The sequence below is a fragment of the Phytopseudomonas argentinensis genome, from assembly GCF_900113905.1.
GTDB classification, from domain to species: Bacteria; Pseudomonadota; Gammaproteobacteria; order Pseudomonadales; family Pseudomonadaceae; genus Aquipseudomonas; species Aquipseudomonas argentinensis.
On the sequence record NZ_FORC01000002.1, the window covers coordinates 382751 to 407459 of the forward strand.

A 24709-nucleotide genomic window follows, 5' to 3' on the forward strand; every position below is an offset into this window, starting at 1 on the left:
CTGGTAGGGGTACCCTTGCAGTTTTGTCCAGTCAAGGAGCGTGCAGATGGCGATCAACACGGAACAGGGAATCCTGCGCGGCTCCATAGCCATGACCCTGCTGGTGGGGGCCATCGGGATCGTCATCGGCCTGCTGTCCGGGTCGTTCTCTATCGTCTTCGATGGCGTCTACTCCCTGGCCGACGCCAGCATGAGCGGCCTGGCCCTGATGGTGTCCACGCTGATTCGCCGGCACACCTCGGAGAGCGAAGCCAGCCGCCGGCTGGCCGCGCGTTTCAACATGGGCTTCTGGCACCTGGAGCCCATGGTGCTGGCGCTCAACGGCACGCTGCTGTGCGGGGTAGCCGCCTATGCGCTGATCAACGCCGTCGGCAACCTGCTGTCCGGCGGTACACCGCTGGAGTTCGGCCTGGCGTCGCTGTATGCCGGCATTGCCACGCTGATCTGCTTCGCGTTCGCCAGCTACGAGTTTCGTGCGAACCGACGCATCCGCTCGGATTTCCTCGCCCTGGATGCCAAGGCCTGGGTGATGTCCGGGTGCATTTCCCTGGCCCTGCTGGTCGCCTTCGTGATCGGCCAGCTGACCGAGCAGAGCCGCTACGCCTGGCTTGGCCCCTACATCGACCCGGCGGTGCTGGCGGTGATCTGCCTGGTGATCCTGCCGCTGCCGCTGGCAACCATCCGCCAGGCGCTGTCCGACATCCTGCTGGTCACCCCGCCTGATCTCAAACAGCATGTCGACGCCGTGGCCCAGGGCATCGTCGAGCAGTACGGCTTCATCAGCTACCAGGCTTATGTGGCGCGGATCGGTCGCGCCCGGCAGATCGAGCTGTACTTCATCGTGCCGGTCGATTGGCCGGCGCAAACCCTCGACGAATGGGATGCCGTGCGCGACGTGATCGGCCAGGCCATCGGCGACGAAGGCCCCGACCGTTGGCTGACCATCGCCTTCACCACGGACCCGCAATGGTCCCGGTGAGGTGGGCGTTCGCCCGCACTGCGTTCAAGCCCTGTTGAGGTAAGCAGTGCGAATCGCTTGGGCGAGTTCCAGCAGCACATCGGCGTAGCGCTCGACGATTACCTCGGCACTTTCGGTGGTCGCCAAGCTGATGTTCAGCGCATGGGAGCGGTAGGCGGGAATGTCCAGGTGCGTGGCGATGGCCATCACTTCCGGCTGCCAGGACGTCACGCAGTAACCACGGGTACGCACGCTGTGCACGGCCTCGTCGATCTCCTGTTGCAGCTGCGAAGCGCGTGATTCGCAGCGCCGTGATTTGAACAGCTCGACCAGTGATTTTCGCTGCGCCTCGTCGAGCACCGACAGGTAAGCGCGCCCCAGGGAAGTCACGTCCATGGGCAGGCGCTGGCCGGTGAGCACGTTGCGCGGCGACTTGCGCGCGCCCATGCGGATCGACTCCAGGTAGATCATCTCGTCGCCATCGGCAGCCGCCAGGCTGACATTGACCTGCTCGCTGCGCGCCACCTGCGCCATCAGCGGGCTGGCCACCTGCAGCAGGGCGCTGCAGTGGTACATCGAGTGAGCCAGGCCGAGCAGCGATACCGAAAGGCGGTAGGCGCCGCTGGTGCCGTCGTAATCCAGAAAACCGGCGCGAACCAGGGTCTGGGTCAAGCGGCTCACGGTGGATTTCGAAAGCCCGGTGGCCTCGCTCAGATCCCCATTGGTCAGGTACTCGGTGCCCGGTCGAAAGGCCCGCAGCAGGCCAAGACCGCGCTCCAGTGAGCGGTTGGGGGTGGCCTTGCCGCGGCCCGGTACGGCAGCCACCGTGGAGTCAACCTGTTCCATCTGGTGGAATGGGTGCGTTGTCATGATCGGGGCTCTCCCTAAGACTGAAATTCAGCCGGCCAGCACCGGATGGATATTCAACGAATAAAAAGAGAGTAACCGCATGACGATTTCCCAGGAAACTTCCACGCCTATCGAATTGGCCGTCGTCGACGGCATCGCCACCCTGACGCTCAATCGCCCCGAGGCGCGCAACGCCATCAGCGACGCCATGCGCAGCCTGCTCATCGAGCACCTGGAGCAGATCGCGGCAGACCCCGCGATCAAGGCCCTGGTGGTCACCGGCGCTGGCAAGGGCTTCTGTGCCGGCGGCGACATCAAGGGCATGCAGGCGCGCATGAGCGCCCCGGCCGGCTCGGTGGCCTTCAACGGCTGGAAGCGCCAGCAGCGTGTGCACCATGCGGTTTCCCTGCTGCACAACATGCCCAAACCGACCATCGCCGCGGTCAACGGCGCGGCCACCGGGCTGGGCTGCGACATGGCGCTGAGCTGCGATTTCATCATCGCCTCGGAGCAGGCGACCTTCGCCATGAGCTACATCGCCCGTGGGCTGATTCCCGATGGCGGCGGCCTGTATTTCCTGCCGCGGCGGGTCGGCCTGCCCAGGGCCAAGGAGCTGATCTTCAGCGGCCGTATGGTGGCGCCCCAGGAGGCCCAGCAGATCGGCATGGTCGATCGTGTGGTGCCCCACGACAACCTGCTGCCCGCCGCTCAGGACTGGGCGCTGCAACTCTCCGCCGGTTCGGCCACCGCCCTGGCCCTGAGCAAGTCGATTCTCAACAACAGCTTCGAGCTGACCCAGGGGCAGATCTCGGCCATGGGCAGCCAGGCGCAGGGCATCTGCTACACCTCGAGCGAGCACCAGGAATCGGTTGCTGCCTTCCTGGCGCGCAAGGCGCAGAGGAGCTGAGCGATGAACCAGATCAGCCGTCTTCTCAGCCCCTCCAGTGTCGCGGTGATCGGCGCTTCCGGCGATGCCCGCAAGACCTCCGGGCGACCGATCGCCTTCCTGCGCAAGCACGGTTTCCAGGGGCGTCTGTACCCCGTCAACCCGCGCTATGAAGAGATCGATGGCCTGCGCTGCTATGTCTCGGTGGCCGAGCTGCCCGAGGTGCCGGACGTGGCGCTGATCCTGCTCGGCCCGGAGCGCGCCAATCAGGCCGTCGCCGAGCTGTCGGCGCGCGGTTGCGCGGCGGCCATCGTATTGGCCGGTGGCTACGGCGAAACCGGCGCCGATGGCCTGCAGCGTCAGCAGGCGCTGGATGACGCGCGCGGCCAGATGCGCATTCTGGGCCCCAACACCATTGGTCTGGTGAACCTTACCGAGCGCATCACCCTGTCGGCCAGTGGCGCCCTGGACATGGACGAACTGCTCGCCGGACGCATCGCCGTGGTGTCGCAGAGCGGCGGCATTCTCGGCGCGCTGCTGTCGCGCGGGGTGTCGGCCGGCATCGGTTTCTCCAAGCTGATTTCCACCAGCAACGAAGTCGATCTGGATGTCGCCGATTTCGTCGACTACCTGGCCGACGACCCGGCGACCGCGGTGATCGCCCTGTACCTGGAAGGCCTGCGCGATAGCGAGAAATTCACCCGTGCGGCGCTCAAGGCACGGGCCGCCGGCAAGCCGGTGGTGGTCTACAAGGTCGGCCGCTCGGAAGCGGGCGCCCATGCGGCCAACTCGCACACCGGCGCACTGGCCGGTGCCGACAACCTCTATTCGGCGTACTTCCGGCAGCTGGGCGTGATCCGCGCGGAAACCTTCGCCGACCTGCTCGACATTCCCTTCGCCCTGGCCAGCGGCCGGGTGATGCACGGGCGCCGGGTGGCCATCCTGACGTCCACCGGTGGCGCCGGCACGCTGATCGCCGACAACCTGGGTGTGGCCGGTTTCGAGACGCCAACGCCGGGCCTTGAAACCGCAGCAAAACTGCGTGCGCTGGATATCGGCGATCAGGCGGTGCTCGATCGCAACCCCATCGACCTGACCCTGGCCGGCTTGCAGCCGGAGCTGATGCGCAGCGCCATCCGTATCCTGCTCGAGAGCGCGGATTTCGATGCGGTGATCAGTGTGGTCGGCTCGTCCGGCGTGGCGCAGCCCCATCTGATGGCCGACGCGATCCGCGACAGCCTGGCCGGCTCCGACAAACCGGTGCTGGCCTATATCAGCCCCCATGCGCCGGCTGCCGCGCAGCGCATCAATGGCTCTGGCGGCGTGGCGTTCAGCGCGCCGGAAAGCTGCGCCAGTGCCCTCAGCGCCATGGCCAGTTTTGCCGAGCAGAAGGGCGCGGCGCTGTCGCCCGCGGCGGTATCGTCGGCCAGCACCAGCATCGATCTGCAGCTGCCCGCCGGCCAGCTCGACGAGGAACGCAGCAAGCGCCTTTACGCCAGCTTCGGTATTCCGGTGACCCGCGAGCGCGTGGTGCACGACGGCGAGCAGGCCGCCCTGGCGGCGCGCGAGCTGGGCGGGCAGGTGGTGCTCAAGGTGCTCTCCGAGCGCATCGCCCACAAGAGCGAAGTGGGCGGCGTGGCCCTCGGTCTCGATGCCGAAGCCATCGGCGAGCGCCTCGAACGCATGCGTGACGAGGTGGGCGGGCATGTCGGCTTCGTGCCCGAGAGCTTCCTGATCCAGGAAATGGTGGTAGGCGGGCAGGAGCTGATCCTCGGCTTTCACCGCGACCCACAGCTCGGCCCGGCGCTGTTGCTGGGCATGGGTGGGGTGACCGCCGAACTGTTCCAGGACACCACCTTGCGGCTGTTGCCGGTGAGCCACGACCAGGCTCGCGAGATGTTGCGCGAGCTGCGCACCTTCCCTTTGCTGGACGGTTTCCGTGGCATGCCCAAGGGCGATACCGAGGCCGCCGTGGCGTGCATCGTGGCGTTCTCGGACATGGCCATGCAGCTCGGTGATCGCCTGCTGGAAGCGGAGATCAATCCGCTCCTGGTGCGCCCCGCTGGCCGCGGCGTGGTGGCCCTGGACGGGCTGACCGTCATCGCCTGAAGCAGCGCTGTTCCATCTGATGGAACAGCGCCGTTGCCCCTGGAAATCAGGCTCGCATAATCGAATACAGCTTCATTTCAGACTCATAAAAACAAGTAGGTCGCTATGAACCATCATGCTCACACCACGCCGTGGTGGCCGTCCATTTCGATCCGTCCCGTCGTCGAGCACGTGAGTCACGCGTTCGGCAGCCAAACCTCGAACGTGGAGTAACCGCCATGACTGCCGTGCTCAAGAATGCCGTCACCTTCGAGGCGGTCGGTGCCAAAGCAGCCGCACCCACCGTCATCTCCTTTCGCGACGTTTCCAAGTCCTTCACCGTCAAGGGCGTGACCAAGCAGGCGTCGCACAGCATCAACGTCGACATCCAGCAGGGCCAGGTGGTGACCATCATCGGCCCGTCCGGCTGCGGCAAATCCACCCTGCTGAACATGGTCGCCGGGCTGTTCGCGCCCACCACCGGCGAGGTGGTGTACCGCGGTGAGCCGGTCAGTGGCATCAATGGCCGCACCGGCTACATGACCCAGAGCGACCACCTGCTGCCCTGGCGTGACGTGGCCAGCAACATCGCCACGCCGCTGGAAATCCAGGGCGTGCCCAAGGCGCAGCGCCAGGCGCGCATCGCCGAGCTGATGGCCCTGGTCGGCCTGACCGGCAACGAGAAGGCCTATCCGAGCCAGCTCTCTGGCGGCATGCGCAAGCGCGCCGCGCTGGCCCGGCTGCTCGCCTACGACCCGGAAACCCTGCTGATGGACGAGCCGTTCGCGGCCCTCGATGCGCAGCTGCGCCTGCGCATGCAGACCGAGCTGTTCAAGCTCAGCCGCCAGTTGAAGAAGACCGTGCTGTTCGTCACCCACGACCTGGACGAGGCCGTGGCGCTCGGTGACCGCTGCCTGATCTTCTCCGGCCGTCCCGGCACCATCGTGCGTGACGTGCCGATTCCTCTGGGCGACGACCGCAACATCCTCCAACTGCGCAAGGACCCGCGCTACCACGAACTGTGCGGCGATCTGTGGGAATTCATCACCCCAGATCACGACGCCTGACGCCCATTTTTCGGAGGATTTCACATGACTATTTTTCTGGGACGTATCGCCATTCTGGCCACGCTTCTGATCGGCTGGCAGCTCGCTTCGGGGCCGTTGATCGACCCGTTCTTCGTCAGCTCGCCGGCCGAGATCGGCAAGCGCTTCGCCGATCTGGTCAGCAGCGGCCGGCTGTTCTCCCATGGCTGGATCACCGTGCTGGAAACCCTGGTGGGCTTCTTCTTCGGTGCCTGCGCCGGCATCACCGTGGGCCTGGTGCTGGGGCGTAACGAGCTGCTGGCCAAGCTGCTCGACCCGATCCTGATCGCCATCTACAGCCTGCCGAAGATCGCCCTCGCGCCGCTGTTCATCATGTGGTTCGGCATCGGCATCGAGATGAAGATCATCCTCACCGCCACCATCGTGTTCTTCCTGGTGTTCCTCAACACCTACAGCGGCGTGCGTGCCGTGGAACGCGAGCAGCTGGAAATCCTGCGCCTGATGGGCGCCAGGGAGCATCACCTGATCACCAAGGTGGTGCTGCCCTCGGCCATCCAGTGGGTGTTCACCGGCCTCAAGCTGTCGGTGCCCTATGCGCTGATCGGCGCCATCGTCGGCGAGATCATGGCGGCCAACCGTGGCCTGGGCTACCTGCTGCAGGACGCTGCCGGGCAGCTGGACACCGCCGGCGTATTCGCCGCGCTGATCGCCATCATCGCCCTGGCACTGCTGCTGCAGGCCGCGGTGCGCAAGCTCGAACAGGTACTGATGCCCTGGAAGCGCGATCAGCAAGAACGCGAGCTGTCGGTCTGAAATTCCCCAACCAAAACAACAAGAAACGCGAGGTTTAAACCATGTCGATCAAAGCTTTGGTAAGCGCACTGGGCCTCAGCGCCCTGCTGGGATTGTCGTCGATGCCGGCCATGGCGGCGAAGGAGATCAAGGTGGCCCTGGGCACCGAGGGCTTCGTGCACATGCCGCTGTTCGTGGCGCTGGACGGCGGCTTCTTCGAGAAGCACGGCCTGGATGTCGAACTGGTCAAGTTCAAGGGCGGCGGTGCGGCGGCTTCCGGGCTGGCCAGCCGCTCGGTGGAGTTCTGCTCCTGCGCCATCCAGAACGCCATCAACGCCAAGGTCAAGGGCGCGGACATCACCCTGCTGGGGCGCATGGTCGGCCAGTACGCCAGTAACGTGGTGATTCGTCAGGAAGTCGCGGACAAGCTCGGTATCACCGAGCAAACACCGATCGAGCAACGCCTGGCCGCGTTCAAGGGCCTGCGCCTGGCGGTCAGTGGTTCCGGTGGCAGCGCCGACTTCCTGGTGCGCTTCCTGGGCCAGGAGGGCGGGTTGCAATCGGAGAAGGACTTCACGCTGCTCTACCTCAATAACGGCGGAGCGATGCTGGCGGCCTTCGCCCAGGGCAACATCGATGGCTTCGCCCTGTCGTCGCCGACCTCGGAAAGCGCGGTGATCGAGCAGAAGGGCTACATGCTGCTGGACATGTCCAAGGGCGAGGTCAAGGCACTCGACGGTTATCCGTCCATCGCACTCAGTGCCCGTCGCCAGTGGGCCGAGGACAATCAGGACACGGTCAAGGCCTTCATGGCCGCGCTTAGCGACGCCACCACGCTGATCAACGAGCAGCCGCAAGAGGCGATGAAGCAGGTGCGCAAGCGCTTCGACGGGGTCAACGACCAGGTCTACGCCGCCGCCTGGGAAAACAACCGCGAGTCCTTCCCGAAAACCCCGTACCTCGAAGAGAGCGATGTGGAGCGGGCGATCAAGTTCCTCAGCCAGATCCAGGGCGTGACCATCCCCGGCAAGGCTTCCGACTACCTCACTCAGATCCGCTGACCGGCGTATTCCTCAAGGTTTGACCGGCGCCTGCGCCACGCAGCAGGTGCCCGGTTCTTTTCTTCGGTACCAGACCATGAACATGACCAGACACATGCCGTTTCTAGCGGCAGGGATCAGCCTTGCCGGTTACCTGCCTGTTGCCGGCGCCGAGGGCTTTTTCGAGGACAGCAAAGCCTCGATGGAGCTGCGCAATTTCTACATGAACCGCGACTTTCGCGAGGGCAGCGGCCAGTCCCAGCGCGAGGAGTGGGCGCAGGGTTTCATCCTGCGCTACGAGTCGGGCTACACCGCCGGAACCGTGGGGGTAGGGGTGGATGCCATCGGCATGCTCGGCGTCAAGCTGGATTCCGGGCGCGGGCGCAGCGGCACCGGTCTGCTGCCCGTGCAGGATGACGGCGGCGTCGACGACGATTATGCGAAAGCTGGTGCCACGCTCAAGCTCAAGGTATCCGACAGCGAGCTGCGCGTCGGCACGCTGCTGCCCAAGTGGCCGACCCTGGCGGCCAACAACGGCCGCCTGCTGCCGCAGATCTTCGAGGGCGCGCAGTTGCAGATCGGCGAGTTCAAGCCCCTCGAACTGGTCGGCGCGCATATCCGCGACACCGTGTATCGCGACCAGTCCGGCTCCGAGGGCCTGAGCCTCAACAACAAGAACCGGCGTTTCAGCGGGCCGCTCGATGGTGGCGACTTCGATGTGCTGGGGGCCACCTACCGCCTGGGGCAAGCCACCGACCTCACCGCGCAGTACGCGGTGTTCGAGGACATCTACCGCCAGCAGTTCTATGGCTTCACCGACCGCCGCCAGGGTGACTGGGGCGCCTTGCTCAGCGATGTGCGGCTGTTCGTCACCGACGACGAGGGCCAGGCCCGCGGCGGCGCCATCGACAACCAGGCGTTTAGCGCAATGGGCACCTACAAGGCTGCGGGTCACTCCTTCGGCCTGGGCTATCAGCGTATGTCCGGCGACTCGGCGTTCGCCTACGTCAATGGCACCGACCCTTTTCTGGTCAACTTCGTGCAGGTCGGTGACTTCGCCGAAAAGGACGAGCGCTCCTGGCAGGCTCGCTACGACTACGACCTGGCCAAGCTCGGCATCCCCGGCCTGACCTTCATGACCCGCTACACCAAGGGCAGTGGCGCCGATGTGCCGGGTGCCGATGGCGGCGGCGAGCGCGAGTTCGACATGGAGCTGCAATACGTGGTGCAGAGCGGTGCGCTGCGTGGCCTGTCCACGCGGCTGCGCAGCGCCACCTACCGCTCGGACTTCTCCCGCGATGCCGACGATGTGCGAGTGATCGTCAGCTATCCGCTTTCCCTTCTGTAACCCGCCGGAGGCATTCATGAATTCGATCGTGATTTTACGGCACGAGGGCGAGATTGCGCTGTTGCTCATCGACAACCCGCCGGTCAATGCGCTGTCGCGCCAGGTGCGCGAGCAACTGCTCGAGTGCCTGCACGCGGCCCTGGCCGATGATGCCGTGACGGCCCTGGTGATCGCCTGCGAGGGCAAGACCTTCGTGGCCGGCGCCGACATCAAGGAGTTCGACCTGCCGCTGCAGCCGCCCCAGCTGCCGGACGTGCTGGCGCTGATCGAAAACGCCGCCAAGCCGGTGGTCGCTGCCGTGCAGGGCTCGGCGTTCGGCGGCGGCCTGGAGCTGGCGCTGGCCTGTCACTATCGCATCGCCGAGCGCGGCGCCCAGTTCGCCCTGCCGGAAGTCAGCCTGGGGCTGATACCAGGCGCCGGTGGTACCCAGCGTTTGCCGCGATTGTGCGGCATGCCGGTGGCGCTGGAGATGGTGGTGGGCGGTGAACGGGTAGGCGGCGAGCGCGCCTTGCAGCTCGGGCTTATCGACAGGCTGGTGGCGGACGAGCTGCGTGCCGGCGCGATAGCCCTGGCGCGCGAGGTTGCCGGGCAGCCGCCACGCCGGCTGAGCGAACAGCAGGTGCCTGGGTATGACTCGACCGTGTTCAGGGAGCGCGCCACGCAACTGCTGCGCAAACTGCCCGGCCAGGAAGCACCGCCCCTGGCACTTGAGGCGCTGGAGCAGGCCGCGCGCTTGCCGTTCGACGCCGGCATGGCCCATGAGCGCGAGGTGTTTATCGCCCGTCGGCAGAGTCGCCAGGCCCATGCCCTGCGCCATGTGTTCTTCGCCGAGCGCGACCTGGCTTCACGCGCCCGGGCGCTGGGCAAGCGTGCGCCCACCCGGCCCATCGAACAGGTCGCGGTAATCGGCGCCGGCATGATGGGCAGCGGTATCGCCCTGTGCCTGGCGAATGCCGGCCTCCCGACCTTGCTTATCGATACCCAGGAGCAGGCCCTGCAGCGTGGCCGTTCGGTGGTCGAGGGCTACTTTCAGGGTTCGGTGGAGAAGGGCAAGCTCGACGCCGATGAGGCGGCGCGCCGCACCGCGTTGATTGGCTTTGCAACGAGCCTGGAACGGGTTGCCGACGCCGACCTGATCATCGAGGCGGTATTCGAGGACCTGGCGATCAAGCAGGACGTTTTCCGCCAGCTCGACCAGTTCGCCAAGCCGGGCGCCATTCTCGCCACCAATACCTCGTACCTGGACGTGACGGCGATCGCCAGCGCCACCACGCGCCCTGGCGAGGTGATCGGCATGCACTTCTTCAGCCCGGCCCAGGTGATGAAGCTGCTGGAGGTGGTGCGCACCCCACAGGTGGCGCCCGAGGTGCTGGCCAGCGTGCTGCAGCTCGGTGCGAGGCTGGGCAAGACGGCCATCGCGGTCGGCAACTGCTACGGCTTCGTCGGCAATCGCCTGCTGGCGGTGCGTGAGCGCGAGGCCGGTTTTCTGCTCGAGGAGGGCGCCAGCCCCCAGGACGTGGACCGGGTAATTCGCGGCTTCGGCTTCCCCATGGGTCCCTTCGAGCTGCGCGACCTGTCCGGTGTGGACATCGCCTGGCGCAATCGTCAGGCCCGCGAACTGTCCGAGGCCGAGCGCCGCTGCGACCTGATCGAGCAATTGCATGCCGCCGGGCGGCTGGGGCAGAAGTCCGGCGCCGGCTATTACCGTTATGAACAAGGCCAGCGTCGCGGTGCAGAAGACGAATTCGTCAGCGACCTGCTGGCCGAGCACCGGCGCCGCCGGGGCATCACGCCGCGTTCGATTGGCGACGATGAAATCCTCCAGCGCTGCCTGTTCGTGATGATCAACGAGGCGGCGCATCTGCTCGAGCAGGGCATCGTCGACAGCGCCAACGATATCGACCTGGTGTGGCTGCATGGCTATGGCTTCCCGCGCTACAAGGGCGGGTTGCTGTACCACGCCGACGAGGTCGGCCTCGCCACTGTGGCCAGCGCACTCGATGGCTGGCGCGCGGCATTTCCTGAGCGCGGCATCGAAGTGGCGCCGCTGCTACGGCGCCTGGCTGAACAGGGTGGCAGCTTCACCCGCGGCTAGGGTCTGTTGCCGTTTCAACGCGAGCCGCGTTGCCGCGAGAAATCTCGCCAGGCCGGGCGGCGATCCGCTAGGCGGAGGACGCAGGGAATGGTGTTCCCTTGCCAAGTCCTCCAACGACGCATGGCGAGATTTCCCGCGCAACCCGAAGGGCCGGGCCCGTTTTGCCGCGATGCTACGTTTCTCGCCGGCTCATTTAGCCCACTAAACTTCGCGGCTCATGCCTTGCCTCGCGGCAAAACGGGCTCCGGCGCGGCCGTGCGTGAAACGGCAACAGACCCTAGCTGTTTTCTTCGGCCGGTCGGCCTGGGTGCTGGCCGGTTTTTTCAAGGCATGGAGCAATGCTGATGAACCGAGATGTATTTATCTGCGATGCGGTGCGCACGCCGATTGGCCGCCTCAACGGCGCGCTCTGCGCAGTGCGCGCCGACGACCTGGCGGCGATTCCGCTCAAGGCGCTGGTCGAGCGGAATCCGCAGGTCGACTGGTCAGCGGTCGACGAAGTGTTCATGGGCTGCGCCAACCAGTCCGGCGAGGACAACCGCAACGTGGCGCGCATGGCGCTGCTGCTCGCCGGCCTGCCGGAAACGGTGCCGGGGGTGACCCTCAATCGTCTCTGTGCTTCGGGTATGGAGGCGGTCGGCGCCGCCTTCCGCGCCATCGCCGCGGGCGAAATGGAGCTGGCCATTGCCGCCGGCGTCGAGTCGATGACCCGCGCGCCCTATGTGATGGGCAAGGCCGACAGCGCCTTCGGCCGTGGCCAGAAGCTGGAGGACACCACTTTGGGTTGGCGCTTCGTCAACCCGGCGATGAAGGAGCAGTACGGCGTCGACCCGATGCCGGTCACTGGTGACAACGTCGCCGAGGACTACGGGGTCAGCCGTGCCGACCAGGACGCCTTTGGCCTGCGCAGCCAGCAGCGCGCTGCTGCGGCCCAGCAGAGCGGTTACTACGCCGAGGAAATCGTCCCGGTGGTGATCAAGACCAAGAAGGGCGAGATCGTTGTCGACACCGACGAGCACCCGCGCGCCGACACCACCGCCGAAGGCCTGGCCAGGCTCAAGCCGGTCAATGGCCCGGACAAGACCGTGACCGCCGGCAACGCCTCGGGCCTCAACGATGGCGCCTCGGCGATGATCCTGGCCTCCGCCGCAGTCGTGAAGCAATACGGCCTCAAACCACGCGCCAGGGTGCTGGGCATGGCCAGCGGTGGCGTGGCGCCACGCATCATGGGCGTCGGCCCGCTGCCGGCGGTACGCAAGCTGCTGGCGCGCCTGAACCTGAGCATCGAGCAGTTCGACGTGATCGAACTGAACGAAGCCTTCGCCGCCCAGGGCCTGGCCGTCACCCGCGACCTCGGCTTGCCGGACGACAGCCCCAAGGTCAACCCGAACGGCGGCGCCATCGCCCTTGGCCACCCGCTGGGCATGAGCGGCAACCGCCTGGTACTGACTGCCGTGCACCACCTGGAAAAGACCGGCGGCAAGTTGGGCCTGGCGACCATGTGCGTGGGGGTGGGGCAGGGGTTGGCACTGGCTATCGAGCGAGTATCTTGAGTTGCTGAGCAGACGAGCTTTTTAGCGTCCGAGGGGTTACCGTGTCGCCTGCTGGGTGGCGGTATGGAGAACCACGACATGGGCAAATCGACAGGCCGCAATGACTGGGTGCTGCGCAGCCATGCGCCGGGGCGAGTCGAGCGCATCGAGGCGTATTTCAGCGGCCACGGCTACGACCCTCATCGCCATGACTCCTACGCCATCGGCCGCACCTTGGCCGGCGTACAGAGCTTTCGTTATCGGCGCGCCATGCGCCACAGCCTGCCCGGCGGAACCCTGGTGCTGCACCCGGATGAGCTGCACGACGGCATGGCCGGCACCGACGCCGGCTTTCATTACCGCATGCTGTATATCGACCCGGTGCTGATCCAGCAGGTACTCGGCGGCCAGCCGCTGCCGTTCATCCCGGGAGGTTTGAGCGACGACGTGCGCTTGCGCCGGGCGACGGAAAGCTTTCTGCAGGCCATGGACGACCCGCTGGAATCCTTGCAGGAAGACGATGCGATCTTCGACCTGGCCCACGCCCTGCAGGCGGTTGCCGGCAAGCCCCGTGGCCGTCGCGCCTTCGATTATCCCGCCACGCAGCGGGCGCGGGAGTACATCCACAGTCGCAACGGCGCGAGCATCACCCTGGACGAGCTGGAGCATGTCAGTGGTCGTGATCGCTGGAGCCTGTCGCGGGATTTTCGTGCCCTGTTCGGCACCAGCCCCTATCGCTACGTGACCATGCGCCGGCTGGCGCGTTGCCGTGAGCTGGCCCTGTCGGGTATCGGCCTGGCCGATGCGGCGCTGATCGCCGGGTTCTTCGACCAGAGCCATATGACCCGGCATTTCGTGGCCAGCTTCGGCCTGTCTCCGGCGCGCTGGCTGAGCATGGTGAAGTTGCAGGATCGTACAAGATAGCGCCCGGGGTGCCTCGTTAGAGTGGTGAAAACCAACCGAGGAGCCTCCCGTGAACCAGCCAAGTCCATCCACCAAACAAGCCATCCACCTGCTCGGCAAGCTCGACCTGATCGCCGAGCAATGGTCACCGCGGGTGGTCGCGGAAATGAACGACTACCAGTTCAAGGTAGTGCGCCTGCAGGGCGATTTCATCTGGCATGCCCATGCCGAAACCGACGAAGCCTTTATGGTGCTCGACGGCCAGTTGCGCCTGGATTTTCGCGATGGCTCGGTAACCCTGGGCAGTGGCGAGCTGTACGTGGTGCCCAGGGGGGTGGAGCACAAACCCTATGCCGAAGCCGAGGTGAAGTTGCTGCTGATCGAGCCGCGCGGTGTGCTGAACACCGGGGCCGAGGGCGGGGAGCGTACGGCGCTCAACGATCTGTGGATCTGACGGTCGGGTTGGCGCTCCTGCGAGCGCCAACCCTTGGCAACCGTTTCAGGTGCCGCTTTTCACCTTGGTCCAGATCCGTGTGCGGATGCGGTCGATGTTCAACGGCATGGCTTCCAGGGCGTAGAGCTTTTCCATCACCTCAGCGGGCGGGTAGACGGTGGGGTCGGCCATGAGCGCCGGGTCGACCAGCGCGTCTGCCTGGCTGTTGCCGTTGGCGTAGTGCACATGGTCGCTGATGCCGGCGATCACCTCTGGCTCGAGCAGGTAATTCATGAAGGCGTAGGCGGCTTTTTCATTGGGCGCGTCCTTGGGCATGGCGACCATGTCGAACCACATCGGCGCGCCTTCCTTGGGAATCACGTAGGCGATGTCGACGCCGTTGCCAGCCTCCTTGGCGCGGGCGCTGGCCTGCATGATGTCGCCGGAGAAACCGACCGCCATGCACACGTCGCCATTGGCCAGCTCACCGACGTATTTGGAGGAATGGAAGTAGGCGACGTTCTCTCGCATCTCCATCAACAGCGCTTCGGCCTTCTTGTAGTCCTCGGGCTTCTGGCTGTGGTGCGGCAGGCCCAGGTAGTGCAGGGCGATGGGCAGCATCTCCGGGCCGTTGTCGAGAATCGCCACGCCGCATTTGCTCAGCTTGGCCATCAGTTCGGGCTTGAAGATCAGGTCCCAGGAGTCCAGGGGCACGTCGCTCCCCAGCACCGCCTTGACCTTCTCCACGTTGTAGCCGATGCCGGTGCTGCCCCACAGGTAGGGGAAACCGTGCTTGTTGCCCGGATCGTTGCCTTCCAGGGCCTTGAGCAGCGTCGGGTTGAGGTTCTTCCAGTTGGGCAGCTGGCTCTTGTCCAGCTCCTTGAGCGCGCCGCCCTGGATCTGCCGGGCCATGAAGTGGTTGGAGGGAAACACCACATCATAGCCAGAGCGGCCGGCCATCAGCTTGGCGTCGAGGGTTTCGTTGCTGTCGTAAACGTCATAGTGGGGCGTCACGCCGCTGGCCTGCTGAAAGCTCTTCAGCGTGTCGGGAGCGATGTAGTCGGTCCAGTTGTAGATGCGCACGTCCTGCGCCGCCTGGCTGACCGAGGCGACGAGCATCAGCGGGATAAGCGTTTTCAGCATGGGAAACCTCAACCGTTGTTGTCGATGTTGTGGAGGCAGCACAGGACCTGTTCAAAGTCTGCTGCGCGTCGGCACTGCTGCGTTAAAAACAGACTCAGAATGCTCATTTACAGCGCGTAAACTGCGCTTCTTCGCCTGTTTTTGCCTTGCATTGCTCTAGCTCGCGAAACTTTGAATAGATCCTCAGAAAATCAGTACATAGGTCTTGCGCAGCGTTTCTTGTATGTCCCAGACGCCTGTGGTGTTGGCCGGCAACATCAGTGCGTCGCCCGCTTTGATTTCGATGGGCTCGCCCACGTCGGGAATGAAGGTGCAGCGCCCGGCGATGAAGTGGCAGAACTCCTGCTGCACGATCTGCCGGCGCCAGCGCCCGGGCGTGCATTCCCAGATGCCGGTTTCCACACCATCGTCGCGCTCCACGCAGGTCACCGAGGTGATCGCGGCAGGTTCGCTGAGCGGCACGGCGACCGGATTGTGTTCGTCGAGGGAGGCGCTGGCGGTATCACGGAAGTGGGTGATGTTCATGACTTCAAACCTTAAATAATGTGGGAGAGAACCTTCACTTCATGAAGCCTTCCATCAGGCTGGCGATGCGCTGCGCCATGTAGCGCTGCCAGGGCCGGCTGGCTGGGTCGGCGAGCAGTTTGTCTTCGCGCACGAAGCTGCGGATGATCGCGTTGTAACCCAGCCAGCGACAGGGCTCGGGCTCCCAGCGCGGCAGGTCCTGTACGCGGGTATCGTGGCGCACCCAGGGCTGGCGGGTGAGCGCGGTGCTGTGGCCGAGAATCAGGTCGGCCAGGGTGCGCCCGCCGAGGTTGCTGGCGCCCACGCCTTCGCCGCCGTAACCGCCGGACAGGGCGATGCCATTGCCGCGGTCGCAGAGCATGTGCGGGTGGAAGCGCCGCGCCATGCCCAGATTGCCGCCCCAGGCGTGGGTGATGCGCACGTTGCGCAGCTGTGGGAACAGCTCGCTGAACAGGTAGCGGCGCAGGCCGCGCTCTTCGTCGTTGAGGTTGAAGTCGCTGCGCAGCTTGCTGCCGAAACGATAGCCACCGCGGGCGCCGAAGATCAGCCGGTCGTCGCGGCTACGCTGGCCGTAGGTAACCTGGCGGCTGGCTTCGCAGAATGCCTGGCCGCGCTCCAGGCCGATTTCCGCCCAGGTCGAGGCCGGCAGCGGTTCGGTGGCGACGATCAGGCTCTGCACCGGAATCTGGTGGCGACCCAGCGGCGGCAGCCTGGGTGAATAGCCCTCGACGGCCGGCACCACCCAGTCGGCGCGCACCTCACCGGCCTCGCAACGCACGCTGCCGGCCTGCCAGCTCAGGGCCGGGGTGCCTTCATAGATGCTCACGCCCATGGCTTCCACGCAGCGGGCCAGGCCGCGCACCAGGCGGGCCGGCTGGATGGTCGCGCAGTGCGGGCTGTGAATCGCCCCGTAGGCACCGGGGATGCGCAACTGCTGGGCCAGCTCTTCGGCGGGTAGCCAGCGGTAGTCATCCTCGCCCAGGCCTTCCTCACGGTACCCGCGCAGGTACTCGCGCAGGCGCAGTTCCTGCTCCGGATAGCGAGCCGCGCAGTACAGCACACCGCCCTTGCGGTAGTCGCAGTCGATGTCTTCGCGCGCCAGTACCTGGCCGACTTCATCGGGAATGCCGTGCAGCAGCTCGTAGGATTCGCGCCGCGCCTCGGGAGTGAGGCCGGCGAGCAGGCGATCCTCGCCGAGCAGGTTGCCCATCAGCCAGCCGCCGTTGCGCCCGGAGGCGCCGAAGCCGGCGATCTTCGCTTCGAGGATGACGATGCGCAGCTCGGGTGCCTGGCGCTTGAGGTAGTAGGCCGTCCACAGCCCGGTGTAGCCCGCGCCGATGATCGCCACGTCGGCTTGCAGGTCGCCGGGCAGAGCCGGGCGTGGCGTCAGCGGCTCATCGAGTTGATCCATCCACAGGCTGATGTTGCGCCAGTCGTTCATGCACCGCTTCCACAAGATATATGGGACAAGACTAGAGGCCGACTCAGCTGTTGTCTTGCGTGCGTGCCCGCGCGTAAAGGTCTTTCAGGTAGGCCTTGGGCGTCATTCCGGTGCTGCGGCGGAAGGTGCTGTAGAAGGCGGTCAGGGAGTTGAAGCCGGCTTCGAAGGCCAGTTCGTCCATGCGCCGCAGGTCGCTGCCGGCCTGCAGGCGCTCGAGCAGATGCTGCAGGCGCGCCTGATTGACGTAGCGGTAGAAGCTCTGGCCGAGCACCTGGTTGAGCAGGTAGGAAATCTGGTTACGGCTGTAGCCGGTTGCGCTGGCCACCTGCTGAAGACTCAGGGCGGGGTCGAGAAAGGGCTGACGACGCTGGAAGTAATCCTGCAGGTCCTGGGCCATGAAGCCCAACTGGCGGGTCGACAGGCCCAGCTTGCTGATCGCCGCGCTGTTTTGCATCGGCGCCCGCGCATCGGGGCCTTCGTGTACCAGCGAAGCGTATTCGTTGACCCGCCAGATCAGCCCGTCGCGCACGGTGATGGCCTCGGCGGTACGAAACGACACCAGCCCCTCGCCGCCATGCAGCGTGGTGCGGTACTGGATGAACGCGGTATGGCCGTCGATGCGGATGCGGTCGGTGTGTTCCAGCGCCTCGTCCGGGTGGCGCGGCATGGTGCTGAGCACGTAGTCGCGCAGCTCCGCCAGGCCCATGGCGCGGTTGAGGAAGAAGTCGTGGTACTCGACCTCGGGGTGATAGAGCGTCATCACCGCGTCGAGGTCACGGTACTTCCAGCTGTAGTGATAGCGCAGCACGGTTTCGCGGGTGCGTTCGGTCTGCGCGGGGTCGTCGGGAAGCTCAGGCATGCGGGTTGGGTCCAGAAGGCTGTCGTCAGCTTGCCCGACTGCGCCAGCCACCTCAAGCCGAGGAGCGGCGCTCATGAGGCGGACTTGTTTAACATGAAGGAAACTTGTTTTTAACGTTAAAAGGTTGAGTTTGTTTCACTCGGCTAGAGCCTCGACAATGCATGCCATCATTTTATGCAGTGGAGATAACGCCATGGCCCTGGCACACAGCCTCGGATTTCCCCGAATCGGACGTGACCGCGAACTGAAGAAAGCCCAGGAGGCCTTCTGGAAGGGCGAACTGGACGAAGCCGGCTTGCGCGCCGTGGGCCGTGAGCTGCGTGCCCGGCACTGGCAGGTGCAGAAGGATGCCGGCCTCGACCTGCTGCCGGTGGGCGATTTCGCCTGGTATGACGGGGTGCTCGCCCATTCGCTGACCTTCGGCGTGATTCCCGAGCGCTTTCGCCCGGCCAGCGGCAAGCCAACCCTGGAGACCTTGTTCGCCATGGCCCGTGGCGTCAGTGGCGATACCTGTTGCGGCGGCGCCCATGCCCAGGAGATGACCAAGTGGTTCGATACCAATTACCACTATCTTGTGCCCGAGTTCAGCGCCGACCAGCAGTTCGCACTGAGCTGGGAGCAGCTGTTCGAGGAAGTGGCAGAAGCCCAGGCCCTCGGCCATAGCGTCAAGCCGGTGATCATCGGCCCGCTCACCTACCTGTGGCTGGGCAAGCTCAAGGGCGATACCCAGGGCTTCGACAAGCTGGAACTGCTCGAACGCCTGCTGCCGTTATACGGGCAGATCTTCCAGCGCCTGGCCGAGCAGGGTGTGGAATGGGTGCAGATCGACGAGCCGATTCTGGTGCTCGATTTGCCCCAGGACTGGAAGAACGCCTTTGAGCGTGCCTACAACAGCCTGCAGCGCGAGCCGCTGAAGAAGCTGGTCGCCACCTACTTCGGCGGCCTGGAGGACAACCTCGGCCTGGCCGCCAACCTGCCGGTGGACGGCCTGCATATCGACCTGGTGCGTGCGCCAGAGCAGTACCCGACCATTCTCGACCGCCTGCCGGCCTACAAGGTGCTGTCCCTCGGCGTGGTCAATGGCCGCAACGTATGGCGCTGCGACCTGGAAAAGGCCCTGGCGGTGATCGGTCATGCCCACAGCCGCCTTGGCGAACGCCTGTGGGTGGCGCCGTCCTGCTCGCTGCTCCACAGCCCGGTCGACCTGGAGCGTGAGGACGGGCTGGATGCCGAGCTTAAAGGCTGGCTGGCCTTTGCTACCCAGAAGTGCGCCGAAGTGGCGCTGCTGGCGCGGGCCGTCAACCAGCCCGATGCCCCCGAGGTACGCACGGCACTGGCTGAGAGCTGCGCCGTGCAGGCCAGCCGTGCGGCGTCGCCACGCATCCACAAGCCACGGGTGCAGGCTCGCCTTGCAGCGGTGAAGGCCAGTGACAGCCAGCGCCGTTCACCGTTTGCCCAGCGTATCGCCAAACAGCGTATTGGCCTGGCCCTGCCACCATTCCCCACCACCACCATCGGCTCCTTTCCGCAGACCTCGGCGATTCGTCTGGCCCGCCAGGCGTTCAAGCAGGGCAAGCTGTCGCTGGGTGATTACACCGATGCGATGCACAGTGAGATTCGCCATGCGGTGGAGATTCAGGAGCGCCTGGGCCTGGACGTGCTGGTACACGGCGAGGCCGAGCGCAACGACATGGTCGAGTACTTCGCCGAGCAGCTCGATGGCTACCTGTTCACCCGTTTCGGCTGGGTGCAGAGCTACGGGTCGCGCTGCGTCAAACCGGCGATCATCTATGGCGACCTGAGCCGCCCCAAGGCCATGACCGTGGAGTGGATCCGTTATGCCCAGAGCCTCACCGCCAAGGTGATGAAGGGCATGCTCACCGGCCCGGTGACCATGCTGATGTGGTCGTTCCCCCGCGAGGACGTCAGCCGCGAAGTGCAGGCCCGGCAACTGGCCCTGGCACTGCGCGATGAAGTGGTGGATCTGGAAGCGGCCGGCATCAAGATCATCCAGATCGACGAGGCGGCGTTCCGCGAGGGCCTGCCGCTGCGCCAGGCCGAGTGGCAGCGCTACCTGGACTGGGCGACCGAGTCGTTCCGCCTGTGTGCCAGCGGGGTGCGCGACGAAACCCAGATCCACACCCACATGTGCTACAGCGAGTTCAACGACGTGATCGAGTCCATCGCCGCCATGGATGCCGACGTGATCACCATCGAAACCTCGCGTTCGGACATGGAGCTGCTGCAGGCTTTCGAGGCCTTCGAGTACCCCAACGAAATCGGCCCGGGCGTCTACGATATCCACTCGCCGCGGGTGCCGGACACCGCCGAGATGGTCAAGCTGATGCGCAAGGCGGTGCAGCGCATCCCGGCCGAGCGGCTGTGGGTCAACCCGGACTGCGGCCTGAAGACCCGTGGCTGGCCGGAGACCGAGGCAGCGCTGGTCAATATGGTCGCGGCGGCGCGACAGCTGCGCAGAGAGCTGGCCTGAGTCTTAAGGTCGCCACCTGTTAAACCTGCGGCCTGCTCTCATGTAAGAACTGGCGGGGGTGCCTAATCCATGCCGGTGAACTCGCGCGCATGGCGCGCTCCCGCAGGTGCTGGCACCGTCTGCCGATGACTTACAGCATGTAGGATGGGTGCCAACCCATCTATTTGCCGATGGGTTGGCACCTACGCGGCCCGACCCATCCTACAGACTCGCATTGCGGGCTTTTGGCCGAGGAGCTGTTCAGCCCGCCAGGTACTGTTCGGCCGAGGTGACGGTCGCATAGGCGAAGGCCAGGGCGGCCATATAGGCTGCCTGCACCTGCGCGGCCGGCACCTGTTTGCCCTCGAACTCCTGATCGCGGGTCGCGCAGGCATCGTGGATCACCGTGGTGGCGTAGCCGAAGTCGGCGCTGGCGCGGGCGGCGGCGTCGATGCACATATGGCTCATGGCGCCGACCAGGGTGATCTGCTCGATGCCTGCCTCGTCCAACCGTGCTTTCAGATCCGTACCGAGAAACGCATTGACCTTGTGCTTGAGCACCACGGCTTCGCCGGCCAGCGGCTGCACCTCGGCATGGATCTGCGCGCCCGCTGAGCCAGGGGCGAAGAAGGGTGCGTCCAGGCTTTCGAACTCGTGGCGCACATGCACCACGGTGTCGCCAGCAGCGCGGGCGGCGGCCAGTACACGTGCCGCGTTGGCGGTGGCGGTGTCCATGCCGTGCAGCGACCACTTGCCGCCCACGAAGTAGTCGTTCTGGATGTCGATCAGGATCAGGGCGCGCTTGCTCATGGTGTTCTCCTTGGGATATATGCCCTACACCTTAGCCCCGGCGCGCCGCTGCGGGCATGGGCAGGGCCGACAATCTGCGGGGAAAAACTGACAATGAAGCGCTACCTGGAGATCGGCCTGTTGCTTTACCCCGGCGTTCAGTTGGCGGCGGTACATGGCCTGGGCGACCTGTTCACCGTGGCCAACCGCATGGCTGCCGGCCAGGGGCGTGAAGGTTTGCCCACGCTGCGGGTCAGCCATTGGCAGGTGGTTGAAAGCGGGGCGCTGGAGCGCGTGTACGACAGCGCGCCGGGCGAGCAGAGCAGCCTGCGGGTAATCATCGTCGCGCCGTGTCTGCAGCCCGTTCCCGGGCGCTTGCTGGGCGAGCCTTATTGCGCCTGGTTGCGCGAGCAACACGCGGCGGGCGTCATCTTGACCTCGGTGTGCGCCGGCGCCTTCCCTCTGGCCGAGGCCGGGCTGCTCGATGGCCGCTCGGTGACCACCCATTGGGCGCTGGGCGGCGAGCTGGCCCAGCAGTATCCGCAGGTTCGGGTGTTGCCGGAGCGCATGCTGGTGGAGGATGGTGACCTGATCACTGCCGGCGGCCTGATGGCCTGGACGGATTTGGGCCTGGCCCTGGTCAACCGTTCGCTCGGCGCCACCATCGCGGCGGAAACCGCGCGCTTTCTGGTGGTCGACCTGAACCGCACCTCGCAGCTGCACTTCAGCCATTTCGTCCCGGTGTTCGACCATGGCGATGCGCCGATCCTGGCCGTGCAGCACTGGCTGCAGGGGCAGGCCACGGTGGAGGCGAGCCTGGCGGAGATGGCCGAGCGGGCGTGCCTGGGCGAGCGTACCTTCCTGCGCCGTTTCCGGGCGGCCACGGGGATGAATCCCACCCAGTACTGCCAGCAATTGCGGGTCGCCAGGGCGCGGGATCTGCTCGAATTCACCCGCCAGAGCATCGATCATGTGGCGTGGCAGGTGGGTTACCGCGACAGTGGCGCCTTCCGCGGCGTGTTCACCCGGTTGGTCGGCCTGTCGCCGGGAGATTATCGCAAGCGCTTCGCTGCTTCGGCGCACTAGCGACGCAAGGGCCTGGCCTCACACCGAATCTTCGCCAGCTTTTCCCGCCGGGTTATCGCGGGTTGGCATGGCGAGGATTTCCGGCAGCACCTCGCGGGCGAACACGGCGTGCAGGCGCCACAACTCGGCGACCGGGTCGCGATGATGGTCGACGCGGATATCCCACAGCGGGTATTCCTCGCGGTCGACGATATAGATGACTGCCGAGGACTCGCCCTCACGGTCGCCACCACGATCATCGCCTGCTTCCAGGGCGTCGATCAGGCGCTCGACCAGTGGGCGCTGTTCACCGATGCGAAAGGCGTCGGCGACTGCATCGAGCACCTGCGGGCCGGCCAGGCGGTTGCCCTGTACCGAGAACTGCTCCCCGGACAGCGAGCCGGCCCAGGGAATGCACTCGCCGCCCGTCCAGCACACGCTGTCGCCGTTACGGTCGATCAGCGCCAATTGGCGCAGCTGCATGCATGGGTCGGTGTCCATCAACTGCTTCAGGGCCGCTGGCGCCGAATGGCCTTCGCGTAGCAGCGCCAGGCCGTCGAGGCCCAGGTACGGGTTGACCTGGGCCTGGGTTGCCACGGCCCCTGTGCCAGCGGCGGCGTGGCTGAGCAGTTTGCCCACGGCGGGCATGGCGGTGGCGGCGGCAACGCCGAACTGGCCGGTGCGTGGGCAGCGGGCGACGATGGAAAAGGTCATGGGCAACTCCTGATGGCGCGTGTGGCTTAGGCCGCATGCTGCGCTTGATCGTTCCGCCTGTCGTACTGCTATCAGTATTTGTTGATAAGCATTATCATTCTCTGCTCTGCCGCCTCGCTTCTGTCCGTATCGCCACGAGCAGCCCGTTTACATGGTCGATCTCCCGTCCTCGCCCGAATCTCGCCAGCCCGATCCGTCCCTAACGGAGCCGCTGCAACAAGATGCGTTCGTGCGCACCTTTCTCGCCCGTCGCGAGCAGATGGAGGCGGTGCTGCGCCGGCGTGTCGGCTGCCGCGCGACGGCGGCGGACCTGGTGCAGGAGCTGTTTCTGCGCTTCTGGCGACGCCCCGGCGCGCCCCTCGAAGACCTGGGCAGTTACCTGATTCGCAGCGCCCACAACCTGGCCATCGACCACCTGCGCAGCGAGGGCGCACGCACCCGTAACGAGGCTGGTCTGCTGCCGGAGCAGCGTGGCGATTCGAGCGTTTCGCTGGATGCAGCGCTGGAGGCGGGCAGCGATCTGCGGCGTGTCGAGGCCGCCTTGCGGGGGTTGCCGGAGCGCACCCGACACATCTTTCTGCTCAACCGCATTCACGGCCAGACCTACGGGCAGATCGCCCGCAGCATGGCGCTTTCCCAGAGCAGCGTGGAAAAACATATGATGCGCGCCCTGCAAGTCTGCAAGGCCAGCGTCGCTGAAGCGCCGGCCGCCCCTTCACAAGCAAGTGATGCGCCATGAGCCAGCCCACCGTTGAGCACCAGGAGTCGCTGTCGCGTATCGAACAGGACGCCTGGCTGTGGCTCGGCCGCCTGCAAGGGCAGCCGGGCGATGGCGTGCAGATGGCGTTCGAACGCTGGCTGGCCGCCGCCCCCGAGCATGTCGACACCTTCGTGCGCATGCAGTCTCTCTGGCACCTGAGCCGCCCGGCCGCCCAGCAACTGGCTGATGAAGAAGCTGCAGCCCTGCAGCAGTACCTGCGCAACCCCGTGAGCAAACGTCCTTACTGGGCCTCGGCACTGGCGATGGCCGCCTGTCTGCTGATCGTGGTGTGTTGGGCGGGTTGGCAGCCGCTGCGCTGGGTGGATGACCTGGGCGCGGATTGGGTGTCGGCACCCGGCGAGGTGCGCACGGTGGCGCTAAGCGATGGATCGCGCGTGGTGCTGGACGCCGATAGCGCCATCGCCGTGCAGTACAGCGCGGGCGAGCGGCATGTCGAGCTGCGCCGTGGTGCGGCGTACTTCAGCGTGGTACCGGGCGAGATTCCCTTTACCGTCGCTGCCGCCGGTGGCGAAGCACGGGTGCTCGGCACGCGCTTCGAAGTGCGGCGCCTGGGCGAGGGCGCCCGGGTGTCGGTGCAGCAGGGGCGGGTGGCGGTACGCGGCGGGCCGCTGGAGGCGCCGCGGGTGCTGACTGCCGATCAGCAGGTAAGTTACCGGGATGGCGTCAGCGGCAATCCCCTGGCCGTCGACACCGCTGCGCTGACCGCCTGGCGCGATAGCCGACTGAGTTTCTACCGTGCCCCGCTGGGCGAGGTGCTCGACGAGCTGCGCCGCTATTACCCGGGGCGCATCGTGCTGCTCAACGATGAGCTGCGCGGCAAACGGGTCAGCGGCAGCTTCGCCAGCCAGGATCCCCAGGCGATTCTCGATGCCCTGCAGGGCGTGGTCGGCTTCGAGCAGCACGAGCTGCTGGGTCGGTTGATCATCCTGCGCTGAAAAATATTTTCGGGCCG

The 24709-nt window shown here is 65.7% G+C and carries 22 protein-coding genes; 15 read left to right on the forward strand and 7 right to left on the reverse strand.

Annotated features, from left to right (window positions below; translation table 11 throughout):
• Positions 1–46: 46 nt before the first annotated feature.
• Entirely contained in the window at positions 47–979 is a 933-nt protein-coding gene (locus tag BM154_RS10275) for a cation diffusion facilitator family transporter (protein WP_074882902.1), read from the forward strand.
• A gap of 24 nt (positions 980–1003) precedes the next feature.
• Here BM154_RS10275 and BM154_RS10280 read toward each other — a convergent pair whose 3' ends face one another.
• The gene (locus BM154_RS10280) at positions 1004–1828 is read right to left on the reverse strand and encodes an IclR family transcriptional regulator (RefSeq protein ID WP_074882904.1); all 825 of its coding nucleotides are present in this window, start codon (positions 1826–1828) and stop codon (positions 1004–1006) included.
• A gap of 79 nt (positions 1829–1907) precedes the next feature.
• Here BM154_RS10280 and BM154_RS10285 point away from each other — a divergent pair, with 79 nt between their 5' ends.
• The 10 genes from BM154_RS10285 (at position 1908) to BM154_RS10330 (ending at position 13991) form a co-directional block, all read left to right on the forward strand.
• Complete coding sequence (locus BM154_RS10285; RefSeq protein ID WP_074882906.1) at positions 1908–2714, forward strand: enoyl-CoA hydratase/isomerase family protein; 807 nt, start codon at positions 1908–1910, stop codon at positions 2712–2714.
• A gap of 3 nt (positions 2715–2717) precedes the next feature.
• Positions 2718–4802 carry an acetate--CoA ligase family protein gene (locus tag BM154_RS10290; protein WP_074882908.1) on the forward strand — a complete coding sequence of 695 codons (2085 nt, stop codon included), beginning with the start codon at positions 2718–2720 and terminating at the stop codon, positions 4800–4802.
• Between the two features lie 218 nt (positions 4803–5020).
• A complete protein-coding gene (locus BM154_RS10295; RefSeq protein ID WP_074882910.1) occupies positions 5021–5848 on the forward strand; it encodes an ABC transporter ATP-binding protein in 828 nt (275 codons plus the stop codon).
• Between the two features lie 24 nt (positions 5849–5872).
• Positions 5873–6640 (forward strand): ABC transporter permease, encoded by a 768-nt coding sequence (locus BM154_RS10300; RefSeq protein WP_074882912.1) that lies wholly within the window; start codon positions 5873–5875, stop codon positions 6638–6640.
• A 41-nt stretch (positions 6641–6681) separates the two neighbouring features.
• Complete coding sequence (locus BM154_RS10305; protein WP_074882914.1) at positions 6682–7680, forward strand: ABC transporter substrate-binding protein; 999 nt, start codon at positions 6682–6684, stop codon at positions 7678–7680.
• A 76-nt stretch (positions 7681–7756) separates the two neighbouring features.
• On the forward strand, positions 7757–9007 hold the full coding sequence (locus tag BM154_RS10310; protein ID WP_083414533.1) for an OprD family porin: 1251 nt from the start codon (positions 7757–7759) through the stop codon (positions 9005–9007).
• Between the two features lie 16 nt (positions 9008–9023).
• Positions 9024–11102 carry a 3-hydroxyacyl-CoA dehydrogenase NAD-binding domain-containing protein gene (locus BM154_RS10315; RefSeq protein WP_074882915.1) on the forward strand — a complete coding sequence of 693 codons (2079 nt, stop codon included), beginning with the start codon at positions 9024–9026 and terminating at the stop codon, positions 11100–11102.
• A gap of 344 nt (positions 11103–11446) precedes the next feature.
• Positions 11447–12655, forward strand: a complete 1209-nt coding sequence (gene pcaF / locus BM154_RS10320; RefSeq protein WP_074885261.1) for a 3-oxoadipyl-CoA thiolase — start codon at positions 11447–11449, stop codon at positions 12653–12655.
• 78 nt (positions 12656–12733) lie between these two features.
• Positions 12734–13558 (forward strand): AraC family transcriptional regulator, encoded by an 825-nt coding sequence (locus tag BM154_RS10325; RefSeq protein ID WP_074882917.1) that lies wholly within the window; start codon positions 12734–12736, stop codon positions 13556–13558.
• Between the two features lie 49 nt (positions 13559–13607).
• Entirely contained in the window at positions 13608–13991 is a 384-nt protein-coding gene (locus BM154_RS10330; RefSeq protein ID WP_074882919.1) for a cupin domain-containing protein, read from the forward strand.
• Positions 13992–14036: 45 nt separating this feature from the next.
• On the opposite strand, the gene BM154_RS10335 is transcribed toward BM154_RS10330, so the two are convergent.
• The 4 genes from BM154_RS10335 to BM154_RS10350 form a co-directional block, all read right to left on the reverse strand.
• Positions 14037–15113 (reverse strand): polyamine ABC transporter substrate-binding protein, encoded by a 1077-nt coding sequence (locus BM154_RS10335; RefSeq protein WP_139225432.1) that lies wholly within the window; start codon positions 15111–15113, stop codon positions 14037–14039.
• A gap of 183 nt (positions 15114–15296) precedes the next feature.
• Positions 15297–15638: a cupin domain-containing protein gene (locus BM154_RS10340; protein WP_074882921.1), complete on the reverse strand. Its 342-nt coding sequence runs from the start codon at positions 15636–15638 to the stop codon at positions 15297–15299.
• A gap of 34 nt (positions 15639–15672) precedes the next feature.
• Positions 15673–17079, reverse strand: coding sequence for an NAD(P)/FAD-dependent oxidoreductase (locus BM154_RS10345; RefSeq protein WP_074882923.1), 1407 nt, complete (start codon positions 17077–17079; stop codon positions 15673–15675).
• A gap of 43 nt (positions 17080–17122) precedes the next feature.
• Positions 17123–17938 (reverse strand): AraC family transcriptional regulator, encoded by an 816-nt coding sequence (locus tag BM154_RS10350; RefSeq protein ID WP_074882924.1) that lies wholly within the window; start codon positions 17936–17938, stop codon positions 17123–17125.
• A 193-nt stretch (positions 17939–18131) separates the two neighbouring features.
• Here BM154_RS10350 and metE point away from each other — a divergent pair, with 193 nt between their 5' ends.
• Positions 18132–20429 (forward strand): 5-methyltetrahydropteroyltriglutamate--homocysteine S-methyltransferase, encoded by a 2298-nt coding sequence (metE, locus tag BM154_RS10355; RefSeq protein ID WP_074882926.1) that lies wholly within the window; start codon positions 18132–18134, stop codon positions 20427–20429.
• A 240-nt stretch (positions 20430–20669) separates the two neighbouring features.
• Here metE and BM154_RS10360 read toward each other — a convergent pair whose 3' ends face one another.
• Complete coding sequence (locus BM154_RS10360; protein ID WP_074882928.1) at positions 20670–21218, reverse strand: cysteine hydrolase family protein; 549 nt, start codon at positions 21216–21218, stop codon at positions 20670–20672.
• Between the two features lie 93 nt (positions 21219–21311).
• Between BM154_RS10360 and BM154_RS10365 the strand changes: the two genes are divergently transcribed.
• Positions 21312–22283 (forward strand): GlxA family transcriptional regulator, encoded by a 972-nt coding sequence (locus BM154_RS10365; RefSeq protein WP_074882931.1) that lies wholly within the window; start codon positions 21312–21314, stop codon positions 22281–22283.
• Positions 22284–22301: 18 nt separating this feature from the next.
• On the opposite strand, the gene BM154_RS10370 is transcribed toward BM154_RS10365, so the two are convergent.
• Positions 22302–22976, reverse strand: a complete 675-nt coding sequence (locus BM154_RS10370) for a DUF1028 domain-containing protein (RefSeq protein ID WP_074882933.1) — start codon at positions 22974–22976, stop codon at positions 22302–22304.
• Positions 22977–23127: 151 nt separating this feature from the next.
• Here BM154_RS10370 and BM154_RS10375 point away from each other — a divergent pair, with 151 nt between their 5' ends.
• A complete protein-coding gene (locus BM154_RS10375; RefSeq protein ID WP_074882935.1) occupies positions 23128–23715 on the forward strand; it encodes an RNA polymerase sigma factor in 588 nt (195 codons plus the stop codon).
• Positions 23712–24692 (forward strand): FecR family protein, encoded by a 981-nt coding sequence (locus BM154_RS10380; protein ID WP_074882938.1) that lies wholly within the window; start codon positions 23712–23714, stop codon positions 24690–24692. The genes BM154_RS10375 and BM154_RS10380 overlap by 4 nt, the downstream gene beginning before the upstream one ends.
• Positions 24693–24709: the final 17 nt, after the last annotated feature.

Coding starts and splice junctions, on each gene's coding strand:
- BM154_RS10305 (WP_074882914.1), top strand. CDS start 6,682: ATGTCGATCAAAGCTTTGGTAAGCGCACTGGGCCTCAGCGCCCTGCTG.
- BM154_RS10310 (WP_083414533.1), top strand. CDS start 7,757: ATGAACATGACCAGACACATGCCGTTTCTAGCGGCAGGGATCAGCCTT.
- pcaF (WP_074885261.1), top strand. CDS start 11,447: ATGAACCGAGATGTATTTATCTGCGATGCGGTGCGCACGCCGATTGGC.
- metE (WP_074882926.1), top strand. CDS start 18,132: ATGGCCCTGGCACACAGCCTCGGATTTCCCCGAATCGGACGTGACCGC.
- BM154_RS10290 (WP_074882908.1), top strand. CDS start 2,718: ATGAACCAGATCAGCCGTCTTCTCAGCCCCTCCAGTGTCGCGGTGATC.
- BM154_RS10340 (WP_074882921.1), bottom strand. CDS start 15,638: ATGAACATCACCCACTTCCGTGATACCGCCAGCGCCTCCCTCGACGAA.
- BM154_RS10345 (WP_074882923.1), bottom strand. CDS start 17,079: ATGAACGACTGGCGCAACATCAGCCTGTGGATGGATCAACTCGATGAG.
- BM154_RS10315 (WP_074882915.1), top strand. CDS start 9,024: ATGAATTCGATCGTGATTTTACGGCACGAGGGCGAGATTGCGCTGTTG.
- BM154_RS10380 (WP_074882938.1), top strand. CDS start 23,712: ATGAGCCAGCCCACCGTTGAGCACCAGGAGTCGCTGTCGCGTATCGAA.
- BM154_RS10295 (WP_074882910.1), top strand. CDS start 5,021: ATGACTGCCGTGCTCAAGAATGCCGTCACCTTCGAGGCGGTCGGTGCC.
- BM154_RS10335 (WP_139225432.1), bottom strand. CDS start 15,113: ATGCTGAAAACGCTTATCCCGCTGATGCTCGTCGCCTCGGTCAGCCAG.
- BM154_RS10285 (WP_074882906.1), top strand. CDS start 1,908: ATGACGATTTCCCAGGAAACTTCCACGCCTATCGAATTGGCCGTCGTC.
- BM154_RS10370 (WP_074882933.1), bottom strand. CDS start 22,976: ATGACCTTTTCCATCGTCGCCCGCTGCCCACGCACCGGCCAGTTCGGC.
- BM154_RS10350 (WP_074882924.1), bottom strand. CDS start 17,938: ATGCCTGAGCTTCCCGACGACCCCGCGCAGACCGAACGCACCCGCGAA.
- BM154_RS10365 (WP_074882931.1), top strand. CDS start 21,312: ATGAAGCGCTACCTGGAGATCGGCCTGTTGCTTTACCCCGGCGTTCAG.
- BM154_RS10300 (WP_074882912.1), top strand. CDS start 5,873: ATGACTATTTTTCTGGGACGTATCGCCATTCTGGCCACGCTTCTGATC.
- BM154_RS10325 (WP_074882917.1), top strand. CDS start 12,734: ATGGGCAAATCGACAGGCCGCAATGACTGGGTGCTGCGCAGCCATGCG.
- BM154_RS10275 (WP_074882902.1), top strand. CDS start 47: ATGGCGATCAACACGGAACAGGGAATCCTGCGCGGCTCCATAGCCATG.
- BM154_RS10360 (WP_074882928.1), bottom strand. CDS start 21,218: ATGAGCAAGCGCGCCCTGATCCTGATCGACATCCAGAACGACTACTTC.
- BM154_RS10375 (WP_074882935.1), top strand. CDS start 23,128: ATGGTCGATCTCCCGTCCTCGCCCGAATCTCGCCAGCCCGATCCGTCC.
- BM154_RS10280 (WP_074882904.1), bottom strand. CDS start 1,828: ATGACAACGCACCCATTCCACCAGATGGAACAGGTTGACTCCACGGTG.